We start from the raw sequence: 25,630 nt of genomic DNA on the forward strand, positions 1-25,630 counted from the left end.
TCCATCACCGGAAGCTGAAGCCGGGCATGGCGCCGGCGTCCTTCTTGACCTTGCGCGGTTCGGGCGCCGGGGCGGTCTCCTGCCGCTGCGGCGCCACCGGTGCCGGGGTCAGGGGCGCCACTGCGCCGATCGACGGGGACGGCGCCGACGGCGTCGCCATCGACGGCTTGGGCCGCGAAGCGCCGCTCTGGCCGCTCGCCAGCTCGCCCATGAAGATGCGGCCGAGGTCGGTCGGCGCCTTGTAGCCGTCGGTGGGCAGGGCGATCTCGTTCGCGTTGACCGGCTTCACCAGATACGGCGTCACGACGATGACCAGCTCGGATTCATTACGCTTGAAGCTGTTCGAGCGGAACAGGGCGCCAAGGATCGGCAGGTCGCCGACGCCCGGCGTCTTGTCGAAACCGTTGTCGTGCCGGTTCGACAGCAGGCCGCCGATCACAAGGCTTTCGCCCGAGCCCAGCTCGACCGTCGTTTCGGTGCGGCGAGTGGTCATCGCGGGAATCTGCGTATTGCCGACCACGATCGCGCCCGCGGCCGACAGCTCCGACACTTCCGGCCGGACGCGCAGCGAGATACGCCCGTCGCTCAGCACCGTCGGCGTGTAGGCGAGGCTGACGCCATATTGCTTGTATTCGACCGTGACGCCGCCCAGCGGCTGGCTGATCAGGATCGGAACCTCGCCACCGGCGAGGAAGGTCGCGGTCTCGCCCGACAGGGCGGTGAGGTTCGGGTTGGCGAGGGTGGTCACCTGACCCAGCTGCTCGCCCAGGTCGAGCCCGCCCAGGACGTCCATGCCGAACAGCTTGCCATTGCCGAACAGCGAGGTGCCGTTCGGGCTCTTGATCACCGAGGTGACGCCGTTGGACGCTTCGTCGCCGACGCCGAGCGGTCCGCCGGGAGCATATTGGTTGAAGATCTTGCGGCCCTGGCCGATGCCGAACTTGAACCCGCCCGTCGGGTCGAACGTGGTCATGTTGACGCCAATATTCTTGACGAAGCTACGGCTCACCTCGGCGATGCGCACCTGCAGGTTGACCTGCAGCGGCGTCGCGGTACGCAGGCGGTTCACCACGCCGATCTTGAGCTGCGCGTCCGGTGAGTTCACGTTGACGCCGGGGTTGAGCAGCGCCGTCACCAGCCGCTGCGCCTCGGCGCTGTCGTCGGGCGAGGCGACGGTGCCGGTCAGCACCGCGATCTGGCCGACCGTCGTGACCTTCACGTCGGCGTCGGGCATCGCCAGCTTCATCATCCGATCGATCGAGGTGATGTTCTGGCTGACGCGGACGTTGGTGGCATAGACCACCGAGCCGTTGGCCGCGGTGGCGAACACGGTCGCCTCGCCGAACTCCTTGCCGAAGAGATGGATCTGGCGCGGGTTGTTGACGAAGACGTCCGCGACCGCCGGGTTCGACGTCCACACGCTTGCCACGCTCGCGGGCAGGTTGACGAGTTCGCCCTGACCGACCGACAGCGTGACCTCAGTGGTCGGGCGCTGGGCACCGGCCGGGAACTTGGCGACTCGGGCCGGTCCTGCCCGTTCCGCTGGGCCCGGACGTGCGGTGGCTGCGGTGCCCGCGACAAGGGCCGTAGCCACCGTCGCCGCGAGCGATCGCCGCAGGAAGGTTTTCCTATGCATCTTAATTCGTCCCCCCCGAAGGCGTGCCGCCGGCGTGGACCGGCGGCGGTGCCGGAACCGGAACCGCAGCCGGCGTGACCTTGCTGCCGATGACGACGTCCTGGACATTATTGCCGCGCACGACGCGCACCATCGGTCCGCTCGGCGCCGCCAGCACCTGCGGAGCGCCGCCCGCCCCACCGGCTTCCACCGGCTTGCCGGGCACGGTGCTGCGCTGGAAGCGCGACACGTCGGCACCGGTCGAGAAGGTGCCCTTGCCGTCGATCGGGCGCGCGGCGACCGATGCCAGCATCGCCTTCTCGGCCTTGTCGCCGTCCGGCACGTTGACCTCGCCGGACGCGATCGCCTCCTCGAGTTCGCCGGCATTGTCGGCGATCGAGCGCAGCGACAGCGACAGCGAGCCGAGCGTCTGCGCCACGGCAATCTTCTCGGCGATCTTGGGCGTCGCCTCGATCGTCACCATCGAATAGGTGTTGACGACGGTGTTGCCCTTGTCGTCGACGCTCTTGTCGGTCTTCTGATCCGTCGCGAGCACGCGCAGGTTGCGCAGCACCGTCTCCGACGTCTTGAGCGGGGAACCATCGCCGCCGCCCGCCACCGACTGGGTGAGGATCAGATCGACGCGGTCGCCCGGGAAGATGAAGCCTGCCACGGAGGTCTGCGCCGACACGGGCACGGTGACCGCGCGCATGCCGGGTGCCAGCGCGGCGGCGAGGAAGCCGCGGTCGCCGGGCTTGACCAGCGCGCCCTGGGTGATCGGCTGGCCCGCGGGAATTGCGAAGCGCACCACCGTCCCCTGCAGCGCCTTGAGGTCGGGCGTCTTGTCCTTGAGGTAATAGGCGCCCTCGACCAGCTCCTTGGGCCAGGGCTGGAACTTCATCGAGCTTTCGTCGAGAATCGTCCCGACCGGCAGCGCGCGCGTGGCGACGAGCACCTGGGGGCCGTCCGCGTTCGGCGCGACATTGTTCGCGGCAGCCACCGGCGTGGCGGCGCCCTGCATCAGGCTGCGCGCCATGAAGGCGGTCACGGCGGCGACGAGCAACGCGGCCACCAGCAGCACTATCTTCCGTCCATCCATGCCGAGCAGGCCTTTCCAGATTCGGCGGGGTTGATCCGCGATTAAGCAATCACCGCAATTGGTTAATTATCGGTTCGTGAAGGCTGAGCAGGCCGGCGATGGCGATCGCGACCCCATAGGGAATCTCGAGCGGGCGCTCTGCGGGGCGCCACCATCTCTCGGCCAGCATCACCAGCGTGAGCGCACCGCCGGCCAGCGACATCACCACCAGCATCCACATCAGCGGCATCGGCGGCAGCCACAGCGCCAGCGCGCCGATCAGCTTGACGTCGCCCCCGCCCATCTGTCCCAGCGCGAAGGCGCCGACGAAGACGGCGAACACGAGCAGCGCGACTCCAAGCTGGATCGCGGCGCCCGGCCAAACTCCCAGCCCGCTCGCCCACCACCAGGCGGGCGCGAGCAGCGCGATCAGTCCATTCTTCCAATTGGCGATCTCGCGGGTGCGCACGTCCTCGATCCCGGCCGAGACCAGGAGCAGCGCGAGCGCGCCGAGCAGCGCCAAAGAAAGATAATCCCCCATCAATCGTAATTGCCTAGACGAGCGCGCTTTCCAAAACGTAACCAGCGGGCATGACCTCTCCCGCCTTCGATCGCCGTGCCTATCCGGCGGGTGCCGTCGTCGGCCGCTGGATGGCGCCCGACGGCCATGCGCTGCGCACCTTCGACTGGCCCGCGCCCGAGGGCGTGGAGCCGCGCGGATCGATCCTGTTCCAGGGCGGGCGCGGCGACATCTTCGAGAAATATCTGGAGACGTTCGCGCACTGGCACGAGCGCGGCTGGCGGGTGACCTCGTTCGACTGGCGAGGGCAGGGCGGGTCGGGCCGACTCACCGAACGGCCGCATGTCGGGCATATCGAGAGCTTCGGGCAGTTTATCGAGGACATCGCCGTTTTCTGGCATGACTGGGCGGCGGATACCCCGGGGCCACGGGTAGCGATGGGGCATTCGATGGGCGGCCATTTGCTGCTCCGCGCGCTGGCGGAGGGGGCAGTTGCGCCCGACGCGGCGGTGCTGGTGGCGCCGATGCTCGGCCTCCACGCACCGATCGGGCCGCGGTTCGGCGAGTGGCTGGCGCGGCGGATGGGCAGCCTCGGCAATCCGGCGCGGGCGGCGTGGAAGGGGAACGAGAAGCCCTATACCACCGAGACGCGGCAGAGCCTGCTGACCTTCGATCCCGACCGCTATGCCGACGAGCTGTGGTGGCAGCAGCACGACCGTTCGCTGCTCACCGGCCCGCCGAGCTGGCGCTGGGTGATCGAGGCGTTCGCCTCGACCCGGACGCTCAATGCCTCACCGGCGCTCGCGACGATGGACGTGCCGACGCTGATGCTGATCGCCGAGACGGACGGGCTGGTCGACGCCCGGGCGGCGCTGGCGGTGGCGGAGAAGCTGCCCGACGTGCGCGTGGTGCGCTTCGGCAAGGAATCGGCGCACGAGATCCTGCGCGAGGCCGATCCGGTGCGCGACCGCGCGATCGAGGAGATCGATCTGTTTCTCGAGGCGAAGGCATCGCGGTGAGCCGGTTCGACTTCGCGATCGTCGGCGCGGGGATCGCAGGTGCGACGCTGGCTGCCGAATTGGCACCGCATGGATCGGTGGTGGTGCTGGAGGAAGAGGAGGTCGCGGGCTATCATGCGACCGGGCGTTCGGCCGCCTTCTGGTCCGAAACCTATGGCGGGCCCGCCGTCCAGCCGCTCACCACCGCCTCGCGCGAGGCGCTCGATCCGTATCTGGCGCCACTCGGCTCGCTCCATATCGGACGGGTGGAGGAAGCTGCGACGATCGACGCTCTGCTCGCCGAGTTCGAAGGCAGCGGTGTGGAACTTCGCCCGGTCGATCCCGCTGCCTATGTGCCTGGGCTGCGATCGGAATGGGCGCTCGGGGTGATCGAGCCGAGTTGCGCCTATATCGACGTCGCCGGGCTCCATGCCGATGCGCTCGCGCGGGCACGACGGTCGGGAGCGGTGATCCGGCTGAACGCGGGCCTCCGCGCCGCCGAGCGACAGGGGGCGGATTGGCGGATCGAGACGGCGGACGGACCGGTCGTCGCCGGCATCCTGATCGATGCCGCGGGGGCCTGGGCCGATCCGGTGGCCGAGCGCTGCGGTGCCAGACCGCTCGGCATCCGGCCCTATCGCCGGACGATGGCGCAGCTGCGCACCGATCCGGCGGCGTCGATGACGCTGCCGCTCGTCGTGCACATCGGCGGAAGCTTCTACTTCAAGCCCGAGACGGGCGGCCGGCTGTGGTTGAGCCCGCATGACGAGATTCCCACCGATCCCTGCGACGCGCAGCCCGAGGAGATCGACGTCGCCGTCGCCGTCGACCGCTTCGAGCGGGTGGTCGACTGGCGCGTCGCCGCGGTCGAGCGGAAATGGGCGGGCCTCAGGAGCTTCGCGCCCGACCGGCGGCCGGTCTATGGCTTCGCTCCCGACCGGCCGGGCTTCTTCTGGTGCGCAGGGCAGGGCGGCTTCGGTATCCAGACCGCACCCGCCGCGGCCCGGCTTGCCGCCGCGCTGCTGCTCGGGACGGCACCGGAGCTCGATCCGGCCCCCTATGCGCCGGATCGTTTCGCACGGTGACAGCTCCCGGGGCCCCTACTAACATATGTTAGCCCAAGTGATTCGGGAGAGTGAGCGATGGCGCACAAGTTCGTGATCGAGCAGAACAAGGCCGGCGAGTATGTCGCCAAGTTCAAGTACAACAGCGAAGTGATCTTCTGGACCGAAGGCTACACCAGCAAGGCATCGGCCAAGAACGCCATCGATTCGATCCTCAAGAACGGCCCGGGCGCGCCGGTCGAGGAGTAATTACCCGGCCCCGGCGGCGAGCGCGGCGTCGCTCGCCAGCCGGTCGGCGCGTTCGTTGTCGGGGTGGCCGGCATGGCCCTTCACCCATATCCAGTCGATCTTGTGGGGCTTCGCCGCGGCGAGCAGCTCCTGCCATAGCTCGGCATTCTTGACCGGCTTCTTGTCCGCGGTCCTCCAGCCGTTGCGCTGCCAGCCGTGGATCCATTTGGTGAGGCCGTCCATCACGTAACGGCTGTCGGTCGAGAGGGTGACGCAACACGGCCGGGTCAGCGCCTCCAGCCCGCGGATCGCGGCGGTCAGCTCCATGCGGTTGTTGGTGGTGAGCCGCTCGCCGCCCGACAGTTCCTTCTCCTTGCCGTTGAAGCGCAGCACCGCGCCCCAGCCGCCGGGGCCGGGATTGCCCTTGCACGCGCCGTCGGTGGCGATCTCGACATGGGGGAGGGCGGTCATGCGGCGAAGGCGTCGGGGTTGGCGTCGTACCAGTCGAGCCGGCGGCGATAGGCGAGCGGGTCCTTGCGCGTCACCAGCGCGTCGGCCGGCGTGTTGAGCCAGTCCCAGGCGCGCGTCAGCAGGAAGCGGATGCAGGCGCCCCGCGCGAGCACCGGCAGCGTGGCCCGCTCCTCGGGCGCGAGCGGGAAGGCTGCGGCATAGCCCTCGACCAGTCCATGGCCCACGCTTGGATCGAGCGGCGCGCCAGTCGCGTCGAAGCTCCACGCCGAATGCATCACGGCAAGGTCATAGGCGCGAATGTCGGTGCAGGCGAAATAGAAGTCGATCAGCCCCGTCACCTCGTCGCCGAGCATCAGCACATTGTCCGGGAACAGATCGGCATGGATGGCGGCGGTGGCGAGGCCGGTGGGCCACTGCGCACGGACCTCGGCGAGCGCCGCCTCGACCCTCGCGTGGAGTCCCGGTTCGATCTCGTCGAGCGAGCGGCCGCATTGCGCGAGCAGGCCGGGCCAGGACTCGACGCCGAGGCTGTTCGGCCGCACGGGCGCGAAATCGGCGAGCGAGCCGTGCATCCGCCCCATCGCCGCGCCCGCCGCGCGCGCCTGGATCGCCGTCGGATGGCTGACCGATACGCCGGGCAGGAACCTGATGAGGCAGGCCGGTCGCCCTTCCAATTCGTGGATCACCCGGCCCTCGCGGTCGGCGATGCCCGGCGGCACCGGATTGCCGCGCGCGGCGAGATGATCGAGCAGCGCGAAGAAGAACGGCAGGTCGGCGGCTGCGACGCGCTTTTCGTAGAGAGTCAGGATGAAGCGTGCCCGGGTGGTGTCTACCAGATAGTTGCTGTTCTCGACTCCCTCCGCGATTCCCTTCGCCGACACCAGCTCGCCGACGTCGTAGCGCGCGAGGAAGGCCGTGAGTGCTTCCGCCGAAACCTGCGTGTAGACTGCCAAGCCATGCCCCCTGAGAGCGGCGGTTCCCGCCGGAATTCCAGCAGCCGGCCTTACGGGTGCCGCCGGTGGCTGGCAACGGCGAGGATGGTTCGACGGGCGAGCGGAAACTCCGATCGCAGGTCGGCGTTGCATCCTCGGCCGATCCGGCTCATCGCCCAGCTTCAGCCAAGCCCGCAACCATCCAGGACCAGCCATGTTCAAGAGTATCAACCCGGCCACCGGCGAAGAGATCGCGACCCATGCGGAACTGACGGATGAGGAGGTCGATGCGAAGCTCGCCCGTGCCGCCGATACTTACCGGCAGTGGCGCACGACACCGCTTTCGGTGCGGACCGAACTGCTAGCCCGCATCGCCGACCGGTACGAGGCCGACAAGGCGCGGTTGGCGCGGACGGCGACGGAGGAGATGGGCAAGACCTATGCCTCCGCGGTCGCCGAGGTGGAGAAATGCGCCGCGGCCTTCCGCCATTATGCCGAGCACGGACCGGCGATGCTCGAGCCGCAGACGTTCAGGCTGGCGAACGGCGGCACCGCCGAGGCGCAGTGGCAGCCGCAGGGACCGGTGCTGGCGGTGATGCCGTGGAACTTCCCCTATTGGCAGGTGGTGCGCTTCCTCGCGCCGACCATCCTTGCCGGCAACATCGGGCTGCTGAAGCATGCCAGCATCGTCCAGGGCGTCGCCGGACTGATGGAGGAGATGGTGCTGGCCGCGGGCGGCCCGGAAGGGCTGTTCCAGAACCTGGCGATCAAGTCGGGCGCGGTCGGCGGCATCATCGCCGACGACCGGGTGGTGGCGGTGACGCTGACCGGCAGCGAAGGCGCCGGCGCGGCGGTGGCGGAGCAGGCGGGGCGTAACCTCAAGAAAGTGGTGCTCGAGCTCGGCGGGTCCGATCCGTTCATCGTGATGCCCTCGGCCGATCTCGACAAGGCGGTCGGCCAGGCGGTGAAGGCACGTATCCAGAACACCGGGCAGTCGTGCATCTGCGCAAAGCGGATGATCGTCCATGCCGACATCTACGATGCGTTCCTCGACAGGTTCAGCGCGGCGATGACAGCGGTGAAGGCCGGCGATCCGATGGACCCGGCGAGCGACATGGGACCGTTGTCGAGCTTCGGCCAGCGCGACACCGTGCTCGGGCAGCTCGACGAAGCGAAGCGGCTGGGGGCGAAGCTGCTGGTCGGGGGCGAGAAGCCCGACCTGCCGGGCGCCTATCTCACCGCCGGCATCCTGACCGACGTGCCGCTGGACAGCCCCTTCGCGAACGAAGAACTGTTCGGGCCGATCGCGATGGTATTCCGCGCCGCGGACATCGACGAGGCGATCCGGATCGCCAACGACGTGCCGTTCGGCCTGGGATCGTCGGTCTGGACCGACGAGCCCGGCGAGCAGCAGCGCTTCGTCCGCGACATCGCGGCAGGCATGGTCGCGATCAACCAGATGCTCGCCTCGGCTCCGGAGGCGCCGTTCGGCGGGATCAAGCGTTCGGGGCATGGCCGCGAGCTCGGTCCGTTCGGGCTGCACGAGTTCATGAACCTGAAGGCGGTGTATCGGACGGCGGGCGAGGCGGTCAGCGACGGGGTGGAATGATTCTCTTCGCAAAGTGACGGCGGCACTGCTCCGGTTTGCCAGGCGCAGCCCCGCAATGTGGAACGACAGCCTCCATCCCAGTTGCGGACATGACCTCCATGCGCCTAACTTTCTCCGATGAAAGAGCGAAGGAGCCATTTTCCCGCGCGCGCAGCCTTCGTGTTTCTCACGGTGCTTGGCGGTTGTGACTGGCCTACATATAATCCTGTCAAGCTAAAGGCGATAAAGGCTGAAGCTGAAGCATTGGCGGAAAATCATCCAATCAAACCGCCGCACGAATGGAACGATATTTCCAAAGATCAATTTCCAAAGGTGATTGCTAGTCTTCATCCAGAATTCGTCACCGTTTATCGATGGGGCGTAAATATAACTACAAAGCCATATTTCGACGGGGGCTGGGGATATCAGATTGCTCGGAAAAAGAGCGATCTACCGATGCCGGAAGAATGTTACTCAGAGCTATACCCTGGCGTGTTCTGGCACGGCCCCTGCTGACGGCGAACCTTCAATTCAGCGACCGTTACCACCAATCGCGAACATTCCGGCGCGGCGCGTCTTCCGAGGAGCAGGCGCCCGTCAGCCGGCCGGCTGACCCGCCGGGGCTGCCGCCGAGCCATCCTCCCGCACGTCGCGGATCGCGCCGAGCTCGCCGCGCTCGCGAGCCTTGCGGCCGTAGACGACCTCGAACAGCGGCGATGCCATCAAGGTGGTCACCACCGCCATCAGCACCAGCATCGAGAACAGCTCGACGCCGATGAGGCCGCGCTGCAGGCCGATGTTGATGATGATCAGCTCCATCAGGCCGCGCGCGTTCATCAGCGCGCCGATGCCGAGCGCGGTGGGATTGTCCTGACCCGTCAGCCGCGCCGCCGCCCAGCACGCGCCGCCCTTGGCGAGGATCGAGGCGGCGAGGATCGCGAGCGCGACCAGCAGCAGCGAGGGCGTCGCGACCATGTTCAGCTGCGTGTTGAGGCCGGAGAAGGTGAAGAACATCGGCAGCAGCAGGACCACCGTGAACGGCTCCAGCTTGGCGCGAAGCTCGCGGGTCAGCACGCCGCGCGGCATCGCCGTGCCGAGCAGGAAGCCGCCGAACACCGCGTGCATCCCCACCCAGTCCATCGCGAAGGCGGCGAGCAGGAACAGCATCAGCACGGTCGCGAGCAGGCCCTGGCTGACGCCGTTCGCCTTCTCCGCCGCCACGCCGAGCGGCGCCAGCAGCCTCGGCCCGAATCCCAGCACCAGCACCGCGAACAGGATCGCGCCGACGATCGCCTTGACCGCGACGCCGGGTCCGGCGCCGAAGGTCGCGAGCACGACCGCCAGCACCGTCCACGCGCCGGCATCGTCGATCGCTCCCGCCGACAGCGACAGCGAGCCGAGCGGCGATTTCGACAGCCCGCGCTCGTGGATGATGCGCGCCAGCATCGGGAAGGCGGTGATCGAGATGCACGCGCCCATGAACAATGTCGCCTGCGCCAGCCCAAGTCGCGGCGAGAACAGCCCGAGGCTCATCAGCCACGGCGCCAGCAGCACGGCGATCAGGAACGGCGCCGCCATGCCCGACAGCGAGACCGCGCTCGCGCTCCTGACGTTGCTGCGGAAATGCGACCGGTCGAAGCCGAGTCCGACGAGGAACATGTAGAGGCCGACGCCGAGCTGCGCGCCGACGTAGAGCACGCCCTTGGCGTCCTTGGGGAACAGCTGCGCCTGCAGGTCCGGCGCGATCAGGCCGAACAGCGAGGGGCCGAGCAGCACGCCGGCGATCATCTCGCCGACTACCTGGGGCTGGCCGAGGAAGCGCTTGCCGAGCCAGCCGACCGCGCGCGCCGCGGCGACGATCACGAACAGCTCGAGGAAGAAGACGACGCTGAGCTCGGCCGGTGTCATGGATGCCCCTCCTGATGCGGTCGTTGCCGCTTTTTGTTAGCGGTAACTTATGTCACACGCCGAGGGTTATGCAACAGGGAGCCAAATCCTCCCCCGCCAGGGGGAGGTGGCGCCGAAGGCGACGGAGGGGGAGGACGGCGACTCAACTCTCGGCGTGCTTCCTCCCCCTCCGTCACGCTTCGCGTGCCACCTCCCCCTGGCGGGGGAGGATTGAAAAGGGGCGCACTGCCCGGGGGATCGGGAGTCGATCCGGCCCTCTAAGCCGCCTGCAATCCCCGCGGCAGCTTGAAGGTCAGGTCCTCGTGCGTGGTGACCACCTCGCGCTCGGCGACCTCGTAGCGGGTGGCGAGGCGATCGACGAGCTCGCGCACCAGCAGCTCGGGCGCGGAGGCGCCGGCGGTGAGGCCGAGCGTCGTCACGCCCTCCAGCCAGTCCCATTCGAGGTCGGTGGCGCGCTGAATCAGCTTGGCCGGCGTGCCCTCGCGCTCGGCGACCTCGACCAGGCGGACCGAATTGGACGAGTTGGGGGCGCCGATCACCAGCATCAGTTCGCAGGTGGCGGCGATCGCCTTCACCGCGGCCTGGCGGTTCGACGTCGCGTAGCAGATGTCGTCGGCGCGCGGCGCGACGATGCTGGGGAAGCGGCGGGTGAACACGCCGACCACAGCGGCCGTATCGTCGACCGACAGCGTGGTCTGCGTGAGGAAGGCGAGATTGTCGGGATCGGCGGGCTCGAGCGCCTCGGCATCGGCGACGGTCTCGACCAGGGTCATCGATCCCTCCGGCACCTGGCCGAAGGTGCCGATCACCTCGGGATGACCGGCGTGGCCGACGAACAATATGTGCTTGCCGGCGGCGACCAGACGCTCGGCCTGGCGATGGACCTTGGAGACCAGTGGGCAGGTGGCGTCGAGATATTCGAGGCCGCGCTCCGCCGCGCTCGCCGGCACCACCTTGGGCACGCCGTGGGCGGAGAAGACCACCGGCACGCCGTCCGGCACCTGGTCGAGCTCCTCGACGAACACCGCGCCCTTGGCCTTGAGGTTGTCGACGACGAACTTGTTGTGGACGATCTCGTGCCGGACGTAGACCGGCGCGCCGTAGCGCTCGATCGCGAGCTCGACGATGCGAATGGCGCGGTCGACGCCGGCGCAGAAGCCGCGCGGGGCGGCGATCAGCAGGGTGAGCGCGGGCTTGGTCATCGCCTGCCGCTCTACGCGATTGCTTGCGCAGGCGGAAGGCGCTTGGTAGCCACGCGGGCTGCGGCCGTGCCCGCCCGTATTTGAAAGGTCATTCGTGAACGTCCGCAGCCTCACTGCCCTCTCCGTCCTGGCGCTGCTTGCCGCCGGCTGCTCGAATCGGGGCGAGATCGATCCGTCGGGCGGCATCACCGCGGTGCGCACCGCCTGCCCGTCGGTGGGCGTGCCGGCCGCGACCGGCGACGTCACGCTGTTCAACCCGGAGACGGCACGCACCGCCGACGCGATCGACGTGGTGGCGAGCATCACCAACGTGCGCTCGACCTGCAACGATACGGTCGACCCGATCTATACGTCGATCACCTTCGACGTGCAGGCGCGGCGGACCCGCACCGATGGCGCGCGCGACGTGACCTTGCCCTTCTACAGCGCGGTCGTGCAGGGCGGCACCGTCGTCACCGCCAAGCGGGTGAGCCAGATCACCGTGCATTTCGATGCGGGCCAGGCGCGCGCGACCGCGAGCGGCACCGCCGGCGCCTATGTCGACCGCGCCGCGGCGACGCTGCCGCCCGAGGTGCGCAGCCAGATCATGCAGCGGCGCAAGGCCGGGCAGCAGGAGGCGGCGATGGACCCGCTCGCCAATCCCGCCGTCCGCCAGGCGGTGCTGAAGGCGACCTTCGAGGCGCTGGTGGGGTTCCAGCTCACCGACGACCAGCTCAAGTACAACGCGACACGTTGAGCTCAGCTCCTCCCCGGTACGGGGAGGGGGACCATCCGCGTTAGCGGATGGTGGAGGGGGCCAGCCGCAAGCGATTCGTTTCATGGAGGGCCCCCTCCACCAGCCTGCGGCTGGTCCCCCTCCCCGTGCCGGGGAGGAGCTAGGGCTACGCCGCCTCGCTGAACTGCAGGCTGGCGAGGCGCGCGTAGAGGCCGCCGCCGCCGATCAGCTCGGCGTGGGTGCCGGTTTCGACGATGCGGCCGGCGTCCATCACGACGATGCGCCCGGCGGCGCGGACGGTGGCGAGGCGGTGGGCGATCACCAGCGTGGTGCGGTTCGCCATCAGCCGGTCGAGCGCGGACTGGACCAGCCGCTCGCTCTCGGCGTCGAGCGCGCTGGTCGCCTCGTCGAGCAGCAGGATCGGGGCGTCGCGCAGCAGCGCGCGGGCGATCGCGACGCGCTGGCGCTGGCCGCCGGACAGGCGCGCGCCGGCCTCGCCGAGGAAGGTGTCGAGCCCGTCGGGGAGCGCGCGCAGGAACTCGGCGGCGTTGGCGGCCTCGGCGGCCGCCCAGATCGCCTCGTCGCTCGCATCCCAGCGGCCGTAGCGGAGGTTGTCGCGGGCGGAGGCGGCGAAGATCACCGTCTCCTGCGGCACCATCGCGATGCGGGCGCGGACCTCGGCCGGATCGGCCCGGTGCACCGGCACGCCGTCGACGCGGATCTCGCCCGACTGGGGATCGTAGAATCGCTGGACGAGCTGGAACAGCGTCGACTTGCCCGCGCCCGAGGGGCCGACCACCGCCACCGTCTCGCCCGGGCTCACCTCGAGCGAGAAATCGTGCAGCGCGGCAAGCTCCGGGCGAGTGGGATAGCGGAAGGTGACATGATCGAAGGCGATCGCGCCGCGCGCCGGCTCGGGCAGCGGCACCGGGTCGGCCGGCGCGCTGATCTCGGGCTCGACGCGGAGCAGCTCGGCGAGGCGGGCGGCGGCGCCGGAGCCGCGCAGCAGGTCGCCATAGACCTCGGTCAGCGCGCCGAACGAGCCCGAGACCAGCCCGGCGGTGATGACGAAAGCGGTGATCGATCCGCCGGAGATGGTGCCGTTGGCGACGTCCTGCACCGCCTCCCACAACAGCATCGTCATAGCGCCGAACAGCAGGAAGATGACGGCGGCGGTCATCGCCGCGCGGGTGGCGAAGCGGCGTCGTGCCGCCTGGAAGCCGCGGTTGACCGCGCCGCGGAAACGCTCGCTCTCGCGGTCCTCCTGGCCGAACGCCTGGACGATCCGCATCGCGCCCAGCGTCTCGGCGGTCATCGCGCCGATGTCGGCGATACGGTCTTGGCTGGTCCGGGAGAAGCTGCGCACGCGGCGGCCGAGGATCATGATCGGCAGCGTCACCAGCGGCAGGCCGATGATCAGATAGACCGCGAGCTTGGGCGCCAACGCGAACAGGGTGATGACGCCGCCGACGCCGACCAGCAGGTTGCGGAGCGCGATCGACACGGTGCCGCCGACGATCTGCTCGATGACCGCGGTATCGGCGGTGAGGCGGGAGGCGATCTCAGACGGGCGGTTGGTCTCGAACCAGCCGGGCGGCTGGCGGAGCAGGTTGCGGTGCACCGCCGCGCGGATGTCGGCGACGGTGCGCTCGCCGAGCCATGAGACCATGTAGAAGCGAACCGCCGTCGAGAGGGCGAGCACGACCACGACGAGGATCAGGCCTTCGAAATAGGGCGCGACGGTGGTGGCGTTGAAGTCGCCGCTGGCGAAGCCCTTGTCGACCACCTGCTTGAACGTGCGCGGCACCCACAGCGTCGCGCCGGCGGCGGTGACGAGCGCGATCAGCGCGAGCAGGATGCGGAAGGGATAGCGCGCGGTGAAGCGCCAGACGAGCGCGAGGTTGCCGAGCGAGGCGCGCGGCGGGGGTGGGGCGTCGGCCATGCGCGGGGACTAGGGCTTGCGGGGGCGATGGGCAATGGATTCGGAAGGATAGCGAGGCGTGTGGGCTTGCAAGCCCCTCCCCTTCAGGGGAGGGGTTGGGGGTGGGGGCTATCCGCGAGCGACGAGCCTGCCGCACTTCTCCACCCCAACCCCTCCCCTGAAGGGGAGGGGCTTTAAAGTTCCCCAACTCGCTTCGTCGCTTTCCCCGTCATCCGCATTGTCTCGCAACTGCGGCACGCTATACCCATATCGGGGCCGTGGCTTCCACCCACGGTGGGGAACATACCGAATGCTCTATGATGCGTATGAAGTGCAACGATCGATGCTTGCGGGGGCGAGCGCGTTCGCGAATTTTTCGGCCGGACTGCTGAACAATCCGGCAAACCCGTTCGCCTATTTCGGCGGCGGGCCGGTGCTCGCCTCGGCGCTGGAGGTGTTCGCCCATGCTGCAGCGCCGCGCGGCAAGCCCCACTTCGGGCTCGATCGCACGACCATCGACGGACGCCAGGTCGCCGTTCATGAGGAGGTCGTTCTCAAGAAGCCGTTCGGCCAGCTCAAGCATTTCGCGCGGGAAGGCGTCGAGGGCGGCCCCAAGCTGCTGATCGTGGCGCCGATGTCGGGGCACTATGCGACGCTGCTGCGCGGCACGGTCGAGCGGATGCTGCCGAAGCATGACGTCTACATCACCGATTGGCGCGACGCGAAGCTGGTGCCCACCGACGAGGGACGCTTCGACCTGGACGATTACATCGACTACATCGTCGAGTTCCTGGAGCTCATCGGCCGCGAGGGCGATCCGCGCCCGCACATGCTCGCCGTGTGCCAGCCGTCGGTGCCCTGCTATGCCGCCGCGGCGCTGATGAGCGCCGACAAGCACCCCAACCGTCCCCGTACGCTGACGCTGATGGGCGGCCCGATCGACACGCGCGAGGCGCCGACCGCGGTCAACACGCTGGCGACCGAGCGGCCGCATGCCTGGTTCGAGCAGAACGTCATCGCCACCGTGCCGCTGCTCTATCCGGGTGCCGGACGGCGGGTCTACCCGGGCTTCCTGCAGCTCGCCGGGTTCATGACGATGAACCTCGGCAACCACATGATCTCGCATTGGGAGCTGTTCAAGCATCTCGTGCAGGGCGACGACGACAGCGCCGAGGCGACGATGGCGTTCTACGACGAGTATCGCTCGGTCTGCGACATGACGGCGGAGTTCTACCTCCAGACGATCGACGTGGTGTTCCAGCGCCATGCGCTGCCGAAAGGCGAGATGGAGCACCGCGGGCGCCGGGTCGATCCGGCGGCGATCACCGACATCGGCCTGCTCGCGATCGAGGGCGAGCGCGACGACATCTCCGGCTTGGGACAGACCAGGGCGGCGCTCACGCTGGCGACCAAGCTGGCCGCCAGGGAGAAGAAGTACCACATGGCGCCGAAGGTCGGCCATTACGGCATCTTCAACGGCTCCAAGTGGCGCGGCCAGATCGCGCCGGTGGTCGAGGATTGGATCGCCGCGCACGCGGCATAGCGGGCGACATTTGAAGTTCTGGATCATCGCTTGCCCGTTTCCAACCGTCACGGGTGACGGGGTAGGAGCGAATGTCTTGCCTGAACGTCGGTCTGGCCTGACGGCTCAGTCGTACAAGGTCCGCACCAGCGACCACGCCAGCCACGCGATCGCCGCCCAGGTGAGCAGCACGAGGACGAGCCCCCAGCGCGAGGCGGGGCGTTCGGCGGCGGCCTCGGCGGCGGCGCGATGCTCGGCCATCACCGCGGGCGGGATGAAGCGGGTCGCGAGCCAGACGCCGGCCGGGATCAGGATGGCGTCGTCGACGAGGCCGAGCACCGGATGAAGTCCGGCACCAGGTCGATCGGCGACAGGGCATAGGCCGCGACGAGCAGCCCGATCGCCCGCGCCGGCCAGGGCGTGCGTGGATCACGCACCGCCAGCCAGATGGCGTGCGTCTCGACGCGGAGGCGGTGGACCAGCGAAGGCGACGGCATGACCCGGCCTACATCCCGCCCTTGATACTCGCGCCGCCGGGCAGGCCGACGAACGGCAGCGCCGCGGCGCCCTCGCGGGTCATGCCGATGTCGACGGTGCCGTCCTCGCCCAGCGTGATCGTCATCAGCGTGCGCAGCCGCTGCGTCGCCGGGGCGAGGCGGAGGCGGCTTTCGTCGCCGATATGCTCGGCGGTCAGCAGCAGCGACGGGACCGCCATCGGCGCGCCGCCCTGTTTGGTCTGGCAGGAGCCCGGGTCGGTGACGAGCCGGCCCTGCGCCATGGCCCCCGAGGCGCTGACGACGATCCTCGGAAAATCTGCCTGCCCGACGAAATTGCAGGTGAAGGGCAGGTTCGGCTGCAGCGCCTGGAGCAGCGAGGCGTCGGCCGAGCCGCTCACCGAATCGACCACGGTGCGGCCGGGCTTCAGCAGCGCGCGGCCACCCAGAGCGGTGTCGGCGCCGGTCACCTTCCAGTCGATTGCGAAGCCCAGGCCCACCAGCGACCGCAGCGGCGCCCATTGCCACGAAAGCACGCTGCCGCCGGCGATGCCGACCTCGCCGTTCCAGACCGTGCCGGCGATCCCGGTCCGCCACGGCCGGTTCTTGAACACGGTGCTCGCCGGGATCGTCCAGATCATCGCCAGCACGTAAGCGGCTATGCCGATGCCGACGAAGAGGATAAGACGGCGTCGCGCGCCGGTTTGCGCAATTGCGGAGAGATCGAGTGGACCGCCGGGACGTGCTGAGGCTTCTGCGATCAGGCCTCGTCGGATCAGCGGCGTCATTGGTCCTGCCCTCATCGTCGATTGCCGCCGAGCGGAAGCCGAAACCCGACAAACGGCCCGTGGCGCTGCTGCTCCCGCTCACCGGCGAGCGGGCGGCGCTGGGGCTTAGCATGAGCCGCGCGGCCGCGCTTGCCGAAAGTGACGGCAAGCTGATGCAGCTGCTCGACACCGGCGGCACCGCCGAAGGCGCCGCGCGCGCCGCGGCCGAGGCGATGAAGCGCCGCGTCGCGATGGTGCTCGGCCCGCTCTCCGCCGAGGAGGCGCGCGGCGCGGCGGGTGTCGTGGCGGGAAAGGTGCCGGTGATCGCTTTCACCAACGACATGAGCGTCGCCGCGAGCGGCGCCTATGTGTTCGGCCTGACGCCGCGGCAGTCGACCAGCGCGGTGCTGCGCTATGCCCGCTCGCGTGGGATCAAATCGGTGCTGGCGATCGGCGACGGCACCCCGTGGAGTGCCGCCGCGGTCGAGGCGGCGCAGGCATTGCAGGGCGAGCTCGGCATCGACGTACGCGCGATCACGATCGCCGCCGGCCAGCCCTTGCCCTCTGCCGGCGAGCCGCCCGATGCGGTGCTCGCGACCGGCGGCGGTGACGCCGTGCTCGCGGCAGCGCGTAATCTCAAGGAGACCGGCATCCAGCTGCTCGGCACCGTGCAGGCGCTCGACAACCGCCCGTCGGCACTGGAGGCGCTCGAGGGGGCCTGGATCGCGGCGCCCGATCCCAAGTCGTTCGGCACCTTCTCCTCGGAGTTCGAGACGAAGGTCGGCGGTTCGCCCGGCGCGCTGGCGGCGCTCGCCTATGACGCGGCAGGGATCGCCAAGGCGTTGCGCGCCAACCATCAGCTCGACCGCGCCGGTCTGCTCGGGACCGACAGCTTCCCCTGCGTCACCGGCGCGGTCCGCTTCCGCACCGACGGAAGCTGCGCGCGCGAGCTCGCGATCCTGGTGGCGCGGCGCAGCGGCTATGAGAGCGTGGCGACCTCGCGGGGAGCGTGAGGTGATTGCCGTGCGGCGCTTCCCATTCCCGTCATCCCCGCGAAGGCGGGGATCCATTGTCGCTGGTGGAGCGACTCTTTCGAGAAGCCAGCCAGAATGGATTCCCGCCTTCGCGGGGATGACGAGGGGAGGGTGTAGGCACCGGAACGTCACGGCCGGCGAATCCGGCTTCACGCTGATCGAGCTGATGATCAGCCTGGTCCTGTTCGCGCTGATCGCGGTGGCGGGGCTGGCGCTGGTCGACAGCGTGCTGGGCGTGCAGGGGCGGACCGAGACGCGGCTCGACCGGCTCGCCGATCTCCAGCGCACGATGCTGGTGGTGACGAGCGACGTCGAGCAGATCGCGCTCGGCAACGTCTCGGGCGGTGGCGACCGGCTGACCTTCACCCGCGCCGCGCCCGGGCTCGGCGGACCGCCGGTGCCGGTGACCTATGTGGTGCGCGGCGGCGCGCTGATCCGCAGCGTCGGCGGGCGGCCGCAGCTGCTGCTCACCGGCGTGACCGGCGCGCGCTGGCGCTTCTTCGACCAGGACTGGCAGACGCGATGGCCGTTGTCGGAGGACGATGAGGCCGTGGCGGCCTGGCCGCGCGCGGTCGAACTGGAGCTGACGGTGGCGGGGCGGGGACCGCAAGGGCAGCTCCGCCGTGTGGTCCTGCTGCCTGCCCGTGCGAAAACGGAGGCGGATCAATGACGCCGCGACGCCCCCATGAGGACGAGTGCGGCATGATCCTCGTCAACGTGCTGATGTTCGTGGCGATCGCCGCGGGGCTGGTGCTGCTGATGGTCGACCGTGAGGAGCTGGCGCTCGACCGCGCGCTGCGCACCCGCGAGGCGGCACGGGCGCAGGCGGTGGTGCGGGGCGGCGAGCTGTCGGCGGTGGTGGCGCTGCGCCGCGATATCGCCGAGGAGCGCGACTACGACGCCGCCTCCGAACCCTGGGGCGCGCTCGCCGAGAGCGGCGCGCCGATCGAGGGCGGCAGCTTCGACCTCACGATCGCCGATGCCGAGGGCCGCTTCAACCTCAACACGCTGATGAGCGGGCAGGCGGGACCGGTGATCCTGTTCGGCGAGATCGCCCGCTCGGTCGGGCTCGACGACGACCAGATCGCCAAGGCGATCGCGTTCGTGCGCCTCGCCGGGCCGGTGACGGACCTGCGCCCGCTGCGCTTCGCCGGGCTCGATCCCAAGGTGGCGGGGCAGCTCGAGCGGCTGGTGACGGCGCTGCCCGGGCAGACCCAGATCAACCTCAACGCCGCCTCCCCCGAGATGCTGGCGATCCTGTTTCACGACTCCGTCGTCGCCGACCGGCTGGTCAAGGTGCGCGAGCGTCAGGGGATGCTGACGATGAAGGACCTGGCGGACGAGAATGTCGCGATGCCGCCGGCCACGGGCTTTCGCTCCAACACCTTCTGGGTGCGCACCCGCGCCACGATCGGCGACACCGTCCAGCAGGGGGCCACGCTGATCCAGCGCCGCTCCGATGAGCCCGGCGCGCCGCCCGAGACCGTGGCGGTCGAACGCTGGTGGAATGCCGCCATCCCGCCCGACGTGCCGGCATTTCTCGCAAGGAAATAGCCGAGGTCGAACGACATCGGCGATTGCCGACCTTGACTCTGTTCGTTCGATCGAACAAAAGAGGCAATGCTTTCCTCTGTTCTTCTCGACACTGCGATCGAGCATTTCGGGCGCAACGGTTATGAGGGGGCGAGCACGCGCGCGATCGCCAACGCCTCGCGCACCGCCATGTCCTCGATCACCTATCATTTCGGCGGCAAGAAAGGACTCTATCTCGCCGCTGCCGATCACATTGCCGCGGGCATCGCCGAGCGGCAGGCGGAAGTGTTGCAGAGGGTGCGCGAAGCCGGTGCCGCGACCCGCGAACAGGCGATCGAGGAGGTGCTGATGCTGCTCGAAAGCCTCGCTCGCATGATGCTGGCCAAGGATACCGAGCATTGGGCCCGGTTCATCATTCGCGAGCAGCAATTTCCGACCGAGGCGTTCCACCGCATCTTCGGCGGCGCGATGCAGCCGATCGCCGAGACGCTGATCGGCCTGGTAGGGCAGGTCCGCACCGATCTCGACCCGCGCGAGCTGCGGGCGACCGCGGTGCTGATGGTCGGCCAGGTGCTGATGCTGCGCGCCGGCCATGCGGCGGTATGCCGCGTATTCGAGGTGCTCGAGATCGACCGTGACCTTGCCGACCTCTTGATCCGGCGCCTGCGCGCCAATGCCCGCTGCATCCTTTCGGAGAAACCGGAATGAACCGCCGCCTGATCATTGCCGTCGTCGTGCTCGCCGCGCTCGCGATCGCCGCAGTCGCGACCAAGGGGTTCGGCCTGTTCGGCGGAGAGCGCGACAAGCCGCTCCAGCTCTACGGCAATGTCGACATCCGCGAGGTCGACATGGGCTTCCGCGTCGGCGGGCGCATCAAGACGATCGCGGTCGAGGAAGGCGCCAAGGTCCAGCCGGGGCAGCTGCTGGCGACGCTCGACACCGCGACGCTCGACGCGCGCATCGGCGAGGCGGACGCGCAGGTGCAGCAGGCGCGCGCGCAGCTCGACAAGCTGCGCAACGGCAATCGCGCGCAGGACATCGCCCAGGCCCGCGCGCGAGTCGTCGCGGCGCAGGCTTCGGCGGCCAATGCGCAGCGCGACTATGCCCGTCGCCAGCCGCTCGTCGCGCCGGGGGCGATCAGCCGGGCCGTGTGGGACCAGACCGTGGCGGCGCGCGACAACGCCAACGCCCAGCTTGCCGAGGCGCGGCAGGCGTTGTCGCTGCTGGAGGCGGGTAGCCGGCGCGAGGATGTTGCCGCCGGCGAGGCGCAACTCCGCGCGGCCGAGGCGACCCGGCGCAGCGCCGCGACCGACCTCGGCGATACGCGCCTGATCGCGGAGACTGCCGCCACGGTCGTGACCCGTGCGCAGGAGCCGGGAGCGATCGTCCAGCCGGGGCAGACCCTGCTCACTCTGTCGATCGATCGCCCGATGCGCGTGCGCGCCTATATCGCCGAGCCGGACTTGAGCCGTATCAGCCCGGGCATGGCAGTCGAGGTGAGGGCGGACGGCAATCCGAAGGTTTATCACGGGACGATCGGCTACATCTCGCCACGCAGCGAGTTCACCCCCAAGTCGGTCGAGACCGAGGCGCTGCGGACGGACCTCGTCTATCGGCTGCGGATCATCGTCAACGATCCAGACGATGCGCTCCGCCAGGGACAGCCGGTGACGGTGCGCGTGCCCGGCGCGCGGCCGGCGCATCGGGATTGAGGGCTCCATGTCCTCGCATCCCATCCGTCATGCCGGACTTGTTCCGGCATCCACCGTGCAGCGTTCACTTCGGCTGATTGGCTCGCGGCACCGTGGACCCCGGCACAAGGCCGGGGTGACGAGAGGGGCGTGGCGTGGCGAGTGAATCGCATCCCGCCGCCCGTGCCGAGGGGCTGGTCAAGCGCTTCGGCGAGCTGACCGCGCTCGACGGCGTGCGTATCGCAATCCCGCCGGGGCAGGTGACCGGCCTCGTCGGCCCCGACGGTGCCGGCAAGACCACGCTGATCCGCATCCTCGCTGGCCTGATGGCGCCGACCGACGGCACCGTCGAGGTGCTCGGCAAACCGCCTGGCGAGGCGCTCGACGATCTCGGCTACATGCCGCAGCGCTTCGGCCTCTATGAGGATCTGAGCGTACGCGAGAACCTCGTGCTCTATTCCGAGGTGCGCGGGCTCGACCGGTCGGAGCGCGAGGCGGCGTTCGACAAGCTGCTCGACTTTACCGACCTGAAGCGCTTTCAGAGCCGCCTCGCCGGCAAGCTCTCGGGCGGCATGAAGCAGAAGCTCGGCCTCGCCTGCGCGCTGGTGAAGACGCCGCGGCTGCTGCTGCTCGACGAGCCGGGGGTCGGCGTCGACCCGATCTCGCGGCGCGAATTGTGGGCGATGGTCGGCGAGCTGACCGGCGAGGGGATCGGCGTGCTGTGGTCGACCGCCTATCTCGACGAAGCGGAGAAGTGCGACAGCGTCTATCTGCTCAACGAGGGCAAGCTGCTGTTCGACGGCCCGCCTGCCGAGCTCACCGGCAGGGTGAAGGACCGCGTGATCCGCGTCGCCGGCTTCAAGGAACGCCGCCGTCAGTTCCTGACCAGGGCGCTCGACCGCGACGACGTGATCGACGGCACCATCCAGGGGCGGGCGGTGCGTTTGCTGCTGAAGGAAGGGACCGCGCAGCCCAAGTTCGAGGGCGCGACGATCGAACAGGCCGCGCCGCGCTTCGAGGACGGGTTCATCGAGATCCTGGGTGGTGGACCGAAGGGTACCAGCCCGCTCGCCGAACGCTATCGCACCATCCCCGAGAACGACGCACCGGCGATCGAGGCGAAGGGGCTGACCAAGCGCTTCGGCGACTTCACCGCCGCCAAGGACATGGAGTTCTCGATCCCGCGCGGGCAGATCTTCGGCCTCTTGGGCCCGAACGGGGCGGGCAAGTCGACCACCTTCAAGATGCTGTGCGGGCTGCTCACGCCCACCAGCGGCACCGGCGCGGTGGCGGGGCATGACCTCCGCCACGCCGCCGCCGACGCGCGCAACTCGCTCGGCTACATGGCGCAGAAATTCTCGCTCTACGGCGATCTGTCGGTACGGCAGAACCTTGATTTCTTCGCCGGCGCCTATGGCCTCGACCGCGGCACTGCGGCGCGGGCGATCGCGGCGATGATCGACATCTTCGAGCTCGGGCCGCACGTCAACGTCAACGCCGGCACCCTGCCGCTCGGCTTCAAGCAGCGGCTCGCGCTCGCCTGCGCGGTGATGCACGAGCCGCCGGTACTGTTCCTCGACGAGCCGACCTCGGGCGTCGACCCGGTGTCGCGGCGCGAATTCTGGATGATCATCAACGGCCTGGTCGAGAAGGGCGTGACCGTGCTGGTCACGACGCACTTCATGGACGAGGCCGAATATTGCGACCGCGCGACGCTGATCTACCGCGCCGAGCAGATCGCGACCGGCATGCCCGACGAGCTCAAGGCCGAGGCCGCGAAGCTGGCAAACCTCGACGACCCGACGATGGAGGATGCCTTTATCGCACTGATCGAGGAATTCGACCGCAAGCGCGAAGCCGAGGGGAGGGCGGCGGCGTGAGCGCGATCCATCATAGGCCCCTCCCCTTCAGGGGAGGGGTTGGGGTGGGGCCTCGCCCCGAGCGATTTCGCCTGCCGCACTGCCCCACCCCCTACCCCTCCCCTGAAGGGGAGGGGCTATGACCTCCATCCGCTTCTCCCCCCGTCGCCTCGCCGCGCTGGTGGCGAAGGAAGGCTCGCAGATCGTGCGCGATCCCTCGACCTTCCTGATCGCCTTCGTGCTGCCGCTGATCCTGCTGTTCCTGTTCGGCTATGCGGTGTCGCTCGACAGCACGCGCACCCGCGTCGCGCTGGTGGTGCAGGATTCGAGCGCGCCGGCGCTCAGCCTCGCCCAGAGCTATGCGCACTCGCCCTATTTTGACGTGACCTTCGCCCGCGCGGTCCAGCCGGTGAAGCAGTGGATGGTCGACGGCCGCGTCCGCGCGATCATCGTCATCCCGCCCGACTTCGGCGAGGGGGTGAAGCAGGGCAATCCTCCGCCGATCCAGATCATCACCGACGGCTCCCAGCCCAACACCGCCAACTTCGCCGCCGCCTATGGGGAGGGCGTGCGCGCCGCCTGGGCGGCGGGCGACGACGACCGCCAGCCGCCGGTCGGGCTGTCGACCCGCTTCTGGTACAATCCCGAGCTCAAGAGCCGCTATTTCCTCGTCCCCGGATCGATCGCGATCGTGATGACGATGATCGGCACCCTGCTCACCGCGCTCGTTGTCGCCCGCGAATGGGAGCGCGGCACGATGGAGGCGATGATGGCGACCCCCATCAGCATGGCCGAGTTCATCGCCAGCAAGGTGCTGCCCTATTACCTGCTCGCGCTTGGCTCGATGACCTTGTGTACGCTGATCGCGGTGTTCGCGTTCGGCGTGCCGTTCCGCGGCAGCGTGTTCGCGCTGTTCGCGATCGCCAGCGCCTTCCTGATGCCGGCGCTGGGGCTCGGCCTGTTCATCTCGGCGGCGACCAAGAACCAGTTCGTCGCGAGCCAGGTGGCGCTGCTCTCGGCGTTCCTGCCGACCTTCCTGCTCTCGGGCTTCATCTTCGAGATCGGGTCGATGCCCTGGCCGATCCAGGCGATCACCTATGCGGTGCCGGCGCGCTACCTGATCCCGTCGCTGCAGACGGTGTTCCTGGCGGGCGACCTCTGGGGGCTGATCCTGCCCAACATCGGTATCATGCTGCTGTTCGGCATGGGCTTCTTCCTGCTGGCGTTCCGCGTCACGCGGCGGAGTCTGGACTGATGGCTGCGCGTGCCCCTTATCCCCCGTCATTCCCGCGAAGGCGGGAATCCATTCTGGCTGCCTTCGCGTCTCTAATCCTGAGCGCAGTGCCAATGGATTCCCGCCTTCGCGGGAATGACGACCGAGAGCGTTCGGCATGAGGCGGTTGCGGGCAATGATCGTCAAGGAGATGTGGGCGGTGCTGCGCGACCCGCGCTCGCGGATCGTGCTGGTGGTGCCGCCGCTCATCCAGCTGTTCATCTTCACCTTCGCCACCACGCTCGACGTCAAGAACGTCGACATCGGCGTGCTCAACCGCGCGACCGGCGTGCATTCGAGCGAGTTCGTCTCGCGCGTCGCCGGCAGCCCCAATTTCCGCAAGGTACTCCCGCTGCGCTCGCCCGACGAACTCGCCGACGCGATCGACCGGCAGGAGGTGATCGCGGCGGTGGTGATCGACGAGGATTTCGACCGCGCCGTCGATGCCGGCCGCCCGGCGACGATCGGCGTAGTGCTCGACGGCCGCCGGTCCAACGCCGCGCAGATCGTCTCAGGCTACCTCAGCCAGATCGCCGGCGGGGTCGGCGCCGACCTGATGCCCCGCGCCTCGGCGAGCCCGGGCAGCGTCGTCACCAACTGGTACAACCCCTCGCTCGACTATATCTGGTTCACGCTGCCCTCGCTGGTCGCGATCATCGTGTCGGTGTCGGGCCTCGCCGTCACCTCGCAGTCGGTGGCGCGCGAGCGCGAGCTCGGCACCTTCGATCAGCTGATGGTCTCCCCCTTGCGCGTCCACGAGATACTGATCGGCAAGATGGTGCCGCCGTTCCTGCTCGGCATGTTCAACGGCTCGATCTACCTGGTCATCGCGCCTTTGGTGTTCGGGGTGCCGTTCCTCGGTTCGCTGACCCTCTTCTTCCTGTCGCTGTCGGTCTATCTGCTCGCGCTGATCGGCGTGGGGATGCTGGTCTCGGCCGCCTCGGCGACGCAACAGCAGGCGTTCCTCGGCGTGTTCCTGGCGATCACGCCGCTGATCCTGCTGTCGGGCTATGCCAGCCCGATCGACAACATGCCGGACTGGCTGCAGGTCATCACCTACGCCGATCCGGCGCGCTACTTCCTCGTCATCGTCCAGGGGCTGTTCCTGAAGGCGATGCCGGCGGAGGCCGTGTTCCACCAGCTCTGGCCGCTGGCGATCATCGCCTGCGTGACGCTCACCGCCGCGGCCTGGCTGTTCCGCGCGCGAATGGAGTGAC

26 protein-coding genes are annotated in these 25,630 nt (G+C 68.9%); 15 read left to right on the forward strand and 11 right to left on the reverse strand.

What is annotated here, in order from left to right; all coding sequences use genetic code 11:
* Positions 1-4: 4 nt before the first annotated feature.
* The 3 genes from AC2YHA_RS00775 to AC2YHA_RS00785 are packed head-to-tail and all read right to left on the reverse strand — an operon-like array spanning position 5 to position 3,234.
* On the reverse strand, positions 5-1,636 hold the full coding sequence (locus AC2YHA_RS00775; protein WP_233783521.1) for a type II and III secretion system protein family protein: 1,632 nt from the start codon (positions 1,634-1,636) through the stop codon (positions 5-7).
* Between the two features lies 1 nt (position 1,637).
* Positions 1,638-2,714 carry a Flp pilus assembly protein CpaB gene (gene cpaB, locus AC2YHA_RS00780; protein ID WP_487399985.1) on the reverse strand — a complete coding sequence of 359 codons (1,077 nt, stop codon included), beginning with the start codon at positions 2,712-2,714 and terminating at the stop codon, positions 1,638-1,640.
* 49 nt (positions 2,715-2,763) lie between these two features.
* Positions 2,764-3,234 (reverse strand): A24 family peptidase, encoded by a 471-nt coding sequence (locus AC2YHA_RS00785; RefSeq protein WP_487399986.1) that lies wholly within the window; start codon positions 3,232-3,234, stop codon positions 2,764-2,766.
* 50 nt (positions 3,235-3,284) lie between these two features.
* Between AC2YHA_RS00785 and AC2YHA_RS00790 the strand changes: the two genes are divergently transcribed.
* From AC2YHA_RS00790 to AC2YHA_RS00800, 3 genes are read left to right on the forward strand one after another with little or no spacing between them, the layout of a single operon-like run.
* A complete protein-coding gene (locus AC2YHA_RS00790; RefSeq protein WP_487399987.1) occupies positions 3,285-4,232 on the forward strand; it encodes an alpha/beta fold hydrolase in 948 nt (315 codons plus the stop codon).
* Positions 4,229-5,296, forward strand: a complete 1,068-nt coding sequence (locus AC2YHA_RS00795; RefSeq protein ID WP_487399988.1) for an NAD(P)/FAD-dependent oxidoreductase — start codon at positions 4,229-4,231, stop codon at positions 5,294-5,296. The genes AC2YHA_RS00790 and AC2YHA_RS00795 overlap by 4 nt, the downstream gene beginning before the upstream one ends.
* Before the next feature lie 57 nt (positions 5,297-5,353).
* Complete coding sequence (locus AC2YHA_RS00800) at positions 5,354-5,524, forward strand: YegP family protein (RefSeq protein ID WP_233783516.1); 171 nt, start codon at positions 5,354-5,356, stop codon at positions 5,522-5,524.
* On the opposite strand, the gene rnhA is transcribed toward AC2YHA_RS00800, so the two are convergent.
* Together rnhA and thrB are read right to left on the reverse strand one after the other, a co-directional pair.
* Complete coding sequence (rnhA, locus tag AC2YHA_RS00805; protein ID WP_487399989.1) at positions 5,525-5,974, reverse strand: ribonuclease HI; 450 nt, start codon at positions 5,972-5,974, stop codon at positions 5,525-5,527.
* Positions 5,971-6,927 carry a homoserine kinase gene (gene thrB, locus AC2YHA_RS00810; protein WP_487399990.1) on the reverse strand — a complete coding sequence of 319 codons (957 nt, stop codon included), beginning with the start codon at positions 6,925-6,927 and terminating at the stop codon, positions 5,971-5,973. The genes rnhA and thrB overlap by 4 nt, the downstream gene beginning before the upstream one ends.
* A gap of 193 nt (positions 6,928-7,120) precedes the next feature.
* Between thrB and AC2YHA_RS00815 the strand changes: the two genes are divergently transcribed.
* Positions 7,121-8,515, forward strand: coding sequence for an NAD-dependent succinate-semialdehyde dehydrogenase (locus AC2YHA_RS00815; protein WP_487399991.1), 1,395 nt, complete (start codon positions 7,121-7,123; stop codon positions 8,513-8,515).
* Between the two features lie 159 nt (positions 8,516-8,674).
* A complete protein-coding gene (locus AC2YHA_RS00820) occupies positions 8,675-9,010 on the forward strand; it encodes a hypothetical protein (RefSeq protein ID WP_487399992.1) in 336 nt (111 codons plus the stop codon).
* 81 nt (positions 9,011-9,091) lie between these two features.
* On the opposite strand, the gene AC2YHA_RS00825 is transcribed toward AC2YHA_RS00820, so the two are convergent.
* Positions 9,092-10,402: a cation:proton antiporter gene (locus AC2YHA_RS00825; RefSeq protein ID WP_487399993.1), complete on the reverse strand. Its 1,311-nt coding sequence runs from the start codon at positions 10,400-10,402 to the stop codon at positions 9,092-9,094.
* Between the two features lie 257 nt (positions 10,403-10,659).
* Positions 10,660-11,604: a 4-hydroxy-3-methylbut-2-enyl diphosphate reductase gene (gene ispH, locus AC2YHA_RS00830; protein WP_233783509.1), complete on the reverse strand. Its 945-nt coding sequence runs from the start codon at positions 11,602-11,604 to the stop codon at positions 10,660-10,662.
* Between the two features lie 94 nt (positions 11,605-11,698).
* Here ispH and AC2YHA_RS00835 point away from each other — a divergent pair, with 94 nt between their 5' ends.
* Positions 11,699-12,340, forward strand: coding sequence for a hypothetical protein (locus tag AC2YHA_RS00835; RefSeq protein WP_487399994.1), 642 nt, complete (start codon positions 11,699-11,701; stop codon positions 12,338-12,340).
* A 145-nt stretch (positions 12,341-12,485) separates the two neighbouring features.
* Here AC2YHA_RS00835 and AC2YHA_RS00840 read toward each other — a convergent pair whose 3' ends face one another.
* Positions 12,486-14,261: an ABC transporter transmembrane domain-containing protein gene (locus AC2YHA_RS00840; protein ID WP_487399995.1), complete on the reverse strand. Its 1,776-nt coding sequence runs from the start codon at positions 14,259-14,261 to the stop codon at positions 12,486-12,488.
* Positions 14,262-14,550: 289 nt separating this feature from the next.
* On the opposite strand from AC2YHA_RS00840, the gene AC2YHA_RS00845 reads away from it, so the two are divergent.
* Positions 14,551-15,783, forward strand: coding sequence for a polyhydroxyalkanoate depolymerase (locus tag AC2YHA_RS00845; protein ID WP_487399996.1), 1,233 nt, complete (start codon positions 14,551-14,553; stop codon positions 15,781-15,783).
* 105 nt (positions 15,784-15,888) lie between these two features.
* On the opposite strand, the gene AC2YHA_RS00850 is transcribed toward AC2YHA_RS00845, so the two are convergent.
* From AC2YHA_RS00850 to gspN, 3 genes are read right to left on the reverse strand one after another with little or no spacing between them, the layout of a single operon-like run.
* Entirely contained in the window at positions 15,889-16,101 is a 213-nt protein-coding gene (locus tag AC2YHA_RS00850; RefSeq protein WP_487399997.1) for a hypothetical protein, read from the reverse strand.
* Positions 16,071-16,259 (reverse strand): YkvA family protein, encoded by a 189-nt coding sequence (locus AC2YHA_RS00855; protein WP_487399998.1) that lies wholly within the window; start codon positions 16,257-16,259, stop codon positions 16,071-16,073. The genes AC2YHA_RS00850 and AC2YHA_RS00855 overlap by 31 nt, the downstream gene beginning before the upstream one ends.
* An 8-nt stretch (positions 16,260-16,267) precedes the next feature.
* Positions 16,268-16,897, reverse strand: coding sequence for a type II secretion system protein N (gene gspN / locus AC2YHA_RS00860; RefSeq protein WP_487401675.1), 630 nt, complete (start codon positions 16,895-16,897; stop codon positions 16,268-16,270).
* Between the two features lie 206 nt (positions 16,898-17,103).
* On the opposite strand from gspN, the gene AC2YHA_RS00865 reads away from it, so the two are divergent.
* The 8 genes from AC2YHA_RS00865 to AC2YHA_RS00900 all read left to right on the forward strand — a co-directional run bounded on the left by AC2YHA_RS00865 (position 17,104) and on the right by AC2YHA_RS00900 (position 25,629).
* On the forward strand, positions 17,104-18,036 hold the full coding sequence (locus AC2YHA_RS00865) for an ABC transporter substrate-binding protein (protein ID WP_487399999.1): 933 nt from the start codon (positions 17,104-17,106) through the stop codon (positions 18,034-18,036).
* A 118-nt stretch (positions 18,037-18,154) separates the two neighbouring features.
* Positions 18,155-18,727 carry a type II secretion system protein GspJ gene (locus tag AC2YHA_RS00870; protein WP_487400000.1) on the forward strand — a complete coding sequence of 191 codons (573 nt, stop codon included), beginning with the start codon at positions 18,155-18,157 and terminating at the stop codon, positions 18,725-18,727.
* Positions 18,724-19,611, forward strand: a complete 888-nt coding sequence (locus AC2YHA_RS00875; RefSeq protein WP_487400001.1) for a type II secretion system minor pseudopilin — start codon at positions 18,724-18,726, stop codon at positions 19,609-19,611. The genes AC2YHA_RS00870 and AC2YHA_RS00875 overlap by 4 nt, the downstream gene beginning before the upstream one ends.
* Positions 19,612-19,677: 66 nt before the next feature.
* Entirely contained in the window at positions 19,678-20,298 is a 621-nt protein-coding gene (locus AC2YHA_RS00880) for a CerR family C-terminal domain-containing protein (RefSeq protein WP_233783501.1), read from the forward strand.
* Complete coding sequence (gene hlyD / locus AC2YHA_RS00885) at positions 20,295-21,302, forward strand: secretion protein HlyD (protein ID WP_487400002.1); 1,008 nt, start codon at positions 20,295-20,297, stop codon at positions 21,300-21,302. Before AC2YHA_RS00880 ends, hlyD begins: the two co-directional genes overlap by 4 nt.
* Positions 21,303-21,436: 134 nt before the next feature.
* Positions 21,437-23,161 (forward strand): ATP-binding cassette domain-containing protein, encoded by a 1,725-nt coding sequence (locus AC2YHA_RS00890; protein ID WP_487400003.1) that lies wholly within the window; start codon positions 21,437-21,439, stop codon positions 23,159-23,161.
* 118 nt (positions 23,162-23,279) lie between these two features.
* The gene (locus AC2YHA_RS00895; RefSeq protein ID WP_487400004.1) at positions 23,280-24,395 is read left to right on the forward strand and encodes an ABC transporter permease; all 1,116 of its coding nucleotides are present in this window, start codon (positions 23,280-23,282) and stop codon (positions 24,393-24,395) included.
* Positions 24,396-24,549: 154 nt separating this feature from the next.
* Positions 24,550-25,629: an ABC transporter permease gene (locus AC2YHA_RS00900; RefSeq protein WP_487400005.1), complete on the forward strand. Its 1,080-nt coding sequence runs from the start codon at positions 24,550-24,552 to the stop codon at positions 25,627-25,629.
* Position 25,630 lies beyond the last annotated feature (1 nt).

It is taken from the genome of Sphingomonas sp. SRI_018, from assembly GCF_057586275.1.

Excerpts from the sequence above, each read along its gene's own strand:
- AC2YHA_RS00845 (WP_487399996.1), top strand. The coding sequence starts at position 14,551 with ATGCTCTATGATGCGTATGAAGTGCAACGATCGATGCTTGCGGGGGCG.
- AC2YHA_RS00800 (WP_233783516.1), top strand. The coding sequence starts at position 5,354 with ATGGCGCACAAGTTCGTGATCGAGCAGAACAAGGCCGGCGAGTATGTC.
- gspN (WP_487401675.1), bottom strand. The coding sequence starts at position 16,897 with ATGATCTGGACGATCCCGGCGAGCACCGTGTTCAAGAACCGGCCGTGG.
- AC2YHA_RS00870 (WP_487400000.1), top strand. The coding sequence starts at position 18,155 with ATGACGAGGGGAGGGTGTAGGCACCGGAACGTCACGGCCGGCGAATCC.
- AC2YHA_RS00895 (WP_487400004.1), top strand. The coding sequence starts at position 23,280 with ATGACCTCCATCCGCTTCTCCCCCCGTCGCCTCGCCGCGCTGGTGGCG.
- AC2YHA_RS00785 (WP_487399986.1), bottom strand. The coding sequence starts at position 3,234 with ATGGGGGATTATCTTTCTTTGGCGCTGCTCGGCGCGCTCGCGCTGCTC.
- ispH (WP_233783509.1), bottom strand. The coding sequence starts at position 11,604 with ATGACCAAGCCCGCGCTCACCCTGCTGATCGCCGCCCCGCGCGGCTTC.
- AC2YHA_RS00815 (WP_487399991.1), top strand. The coding sequence starts at position 7,121 with ATGTTCAAGAGTATCAACCCGGCCACCGGCGAAGAGATCGCGACCCAT.
- hlyD (WP_487400002.1), top strand. The coding sequence starts at position 20,295 with ATGAACCGCCGCCTGATCATTGCCGTCGTCGTGCTCGCCGCGCTCGCG.
- rnhA (WP_487399989.1), bottom strand. The coding sequence starts at position 5,974 with ATGACCGCCCTCCCCCATGTCGAGATCGCCACCGACGGCGCGTGCAAG.
- AC2YHA_RS00825 (WP_487399993.1), bottom strand. The coding sequence starts at position 10,402 with ATGACACCGGCCGAGCTCAGCGTCGTCTTCTTCCTCGAGCTGTTCGTG.
- AC2YHA_RS00855 (WP_487399998.1), bottom strand. The coding sequence starts at position 16,259 with ATGCCGTCGCCTTCGCTGGTCCACCGCCTCCGCGTCGAGACGCACGCC.
- AC2YHA_RS00790 (WP_487399987.1), top strand. The coding sequence starts at position 3,285 with ATGACCTCTCCCGCCTTCGATCGCCGTGCCTATCCGGCGGGTGCCGTC.
- cpaB (WP_487399985.1), bottom strand. The coding sequence starts at position 2,714 with ATGGATGGACGGAAGATAGTGCTGCTGGTGGCCGCGTTGCTCGTCGCC.
- AC2YHA_RS00840 (WP_487399995.1), bottom strand. The coding sequence starts at position 14,261 with ATGGCCGACGCCCCACCCCCGCCGCGCGCCTCGCTCGGCAACCTCGCG.
- AC2YHA_RS00775 (WP_233783521.1), bottom strand. The coding sequence starts at position 1,636 with ATGCATAGGAAAACCTTCCTGCGGCGATCGCTCGCGGCGACGGTGGCT.
- AC2YHA_RS00880 (WP_233783501.1), top strand. The coding sequence starts at position 19,678 with ATGCTTTCCTCTGTTCTTCTCGACACTGCGATCGAGCATTTCGGGCGC.
- AC2YHA_RS00875 (WP_487400001.1), top strand. The coding sequence starts at position 18,724 with ATGACGCCGCGACGCCCCCATGAGGACGAGTGCGGCATGATCCTCGTC.
- AC2YHA_RS00900 (WP_487400005.1), top strand. The coding sequence starts at position 24,550 with ATGATCGTCAAGGAGATGTGGGCGGTGCTGCGCGACCCGCGCTCGCGG.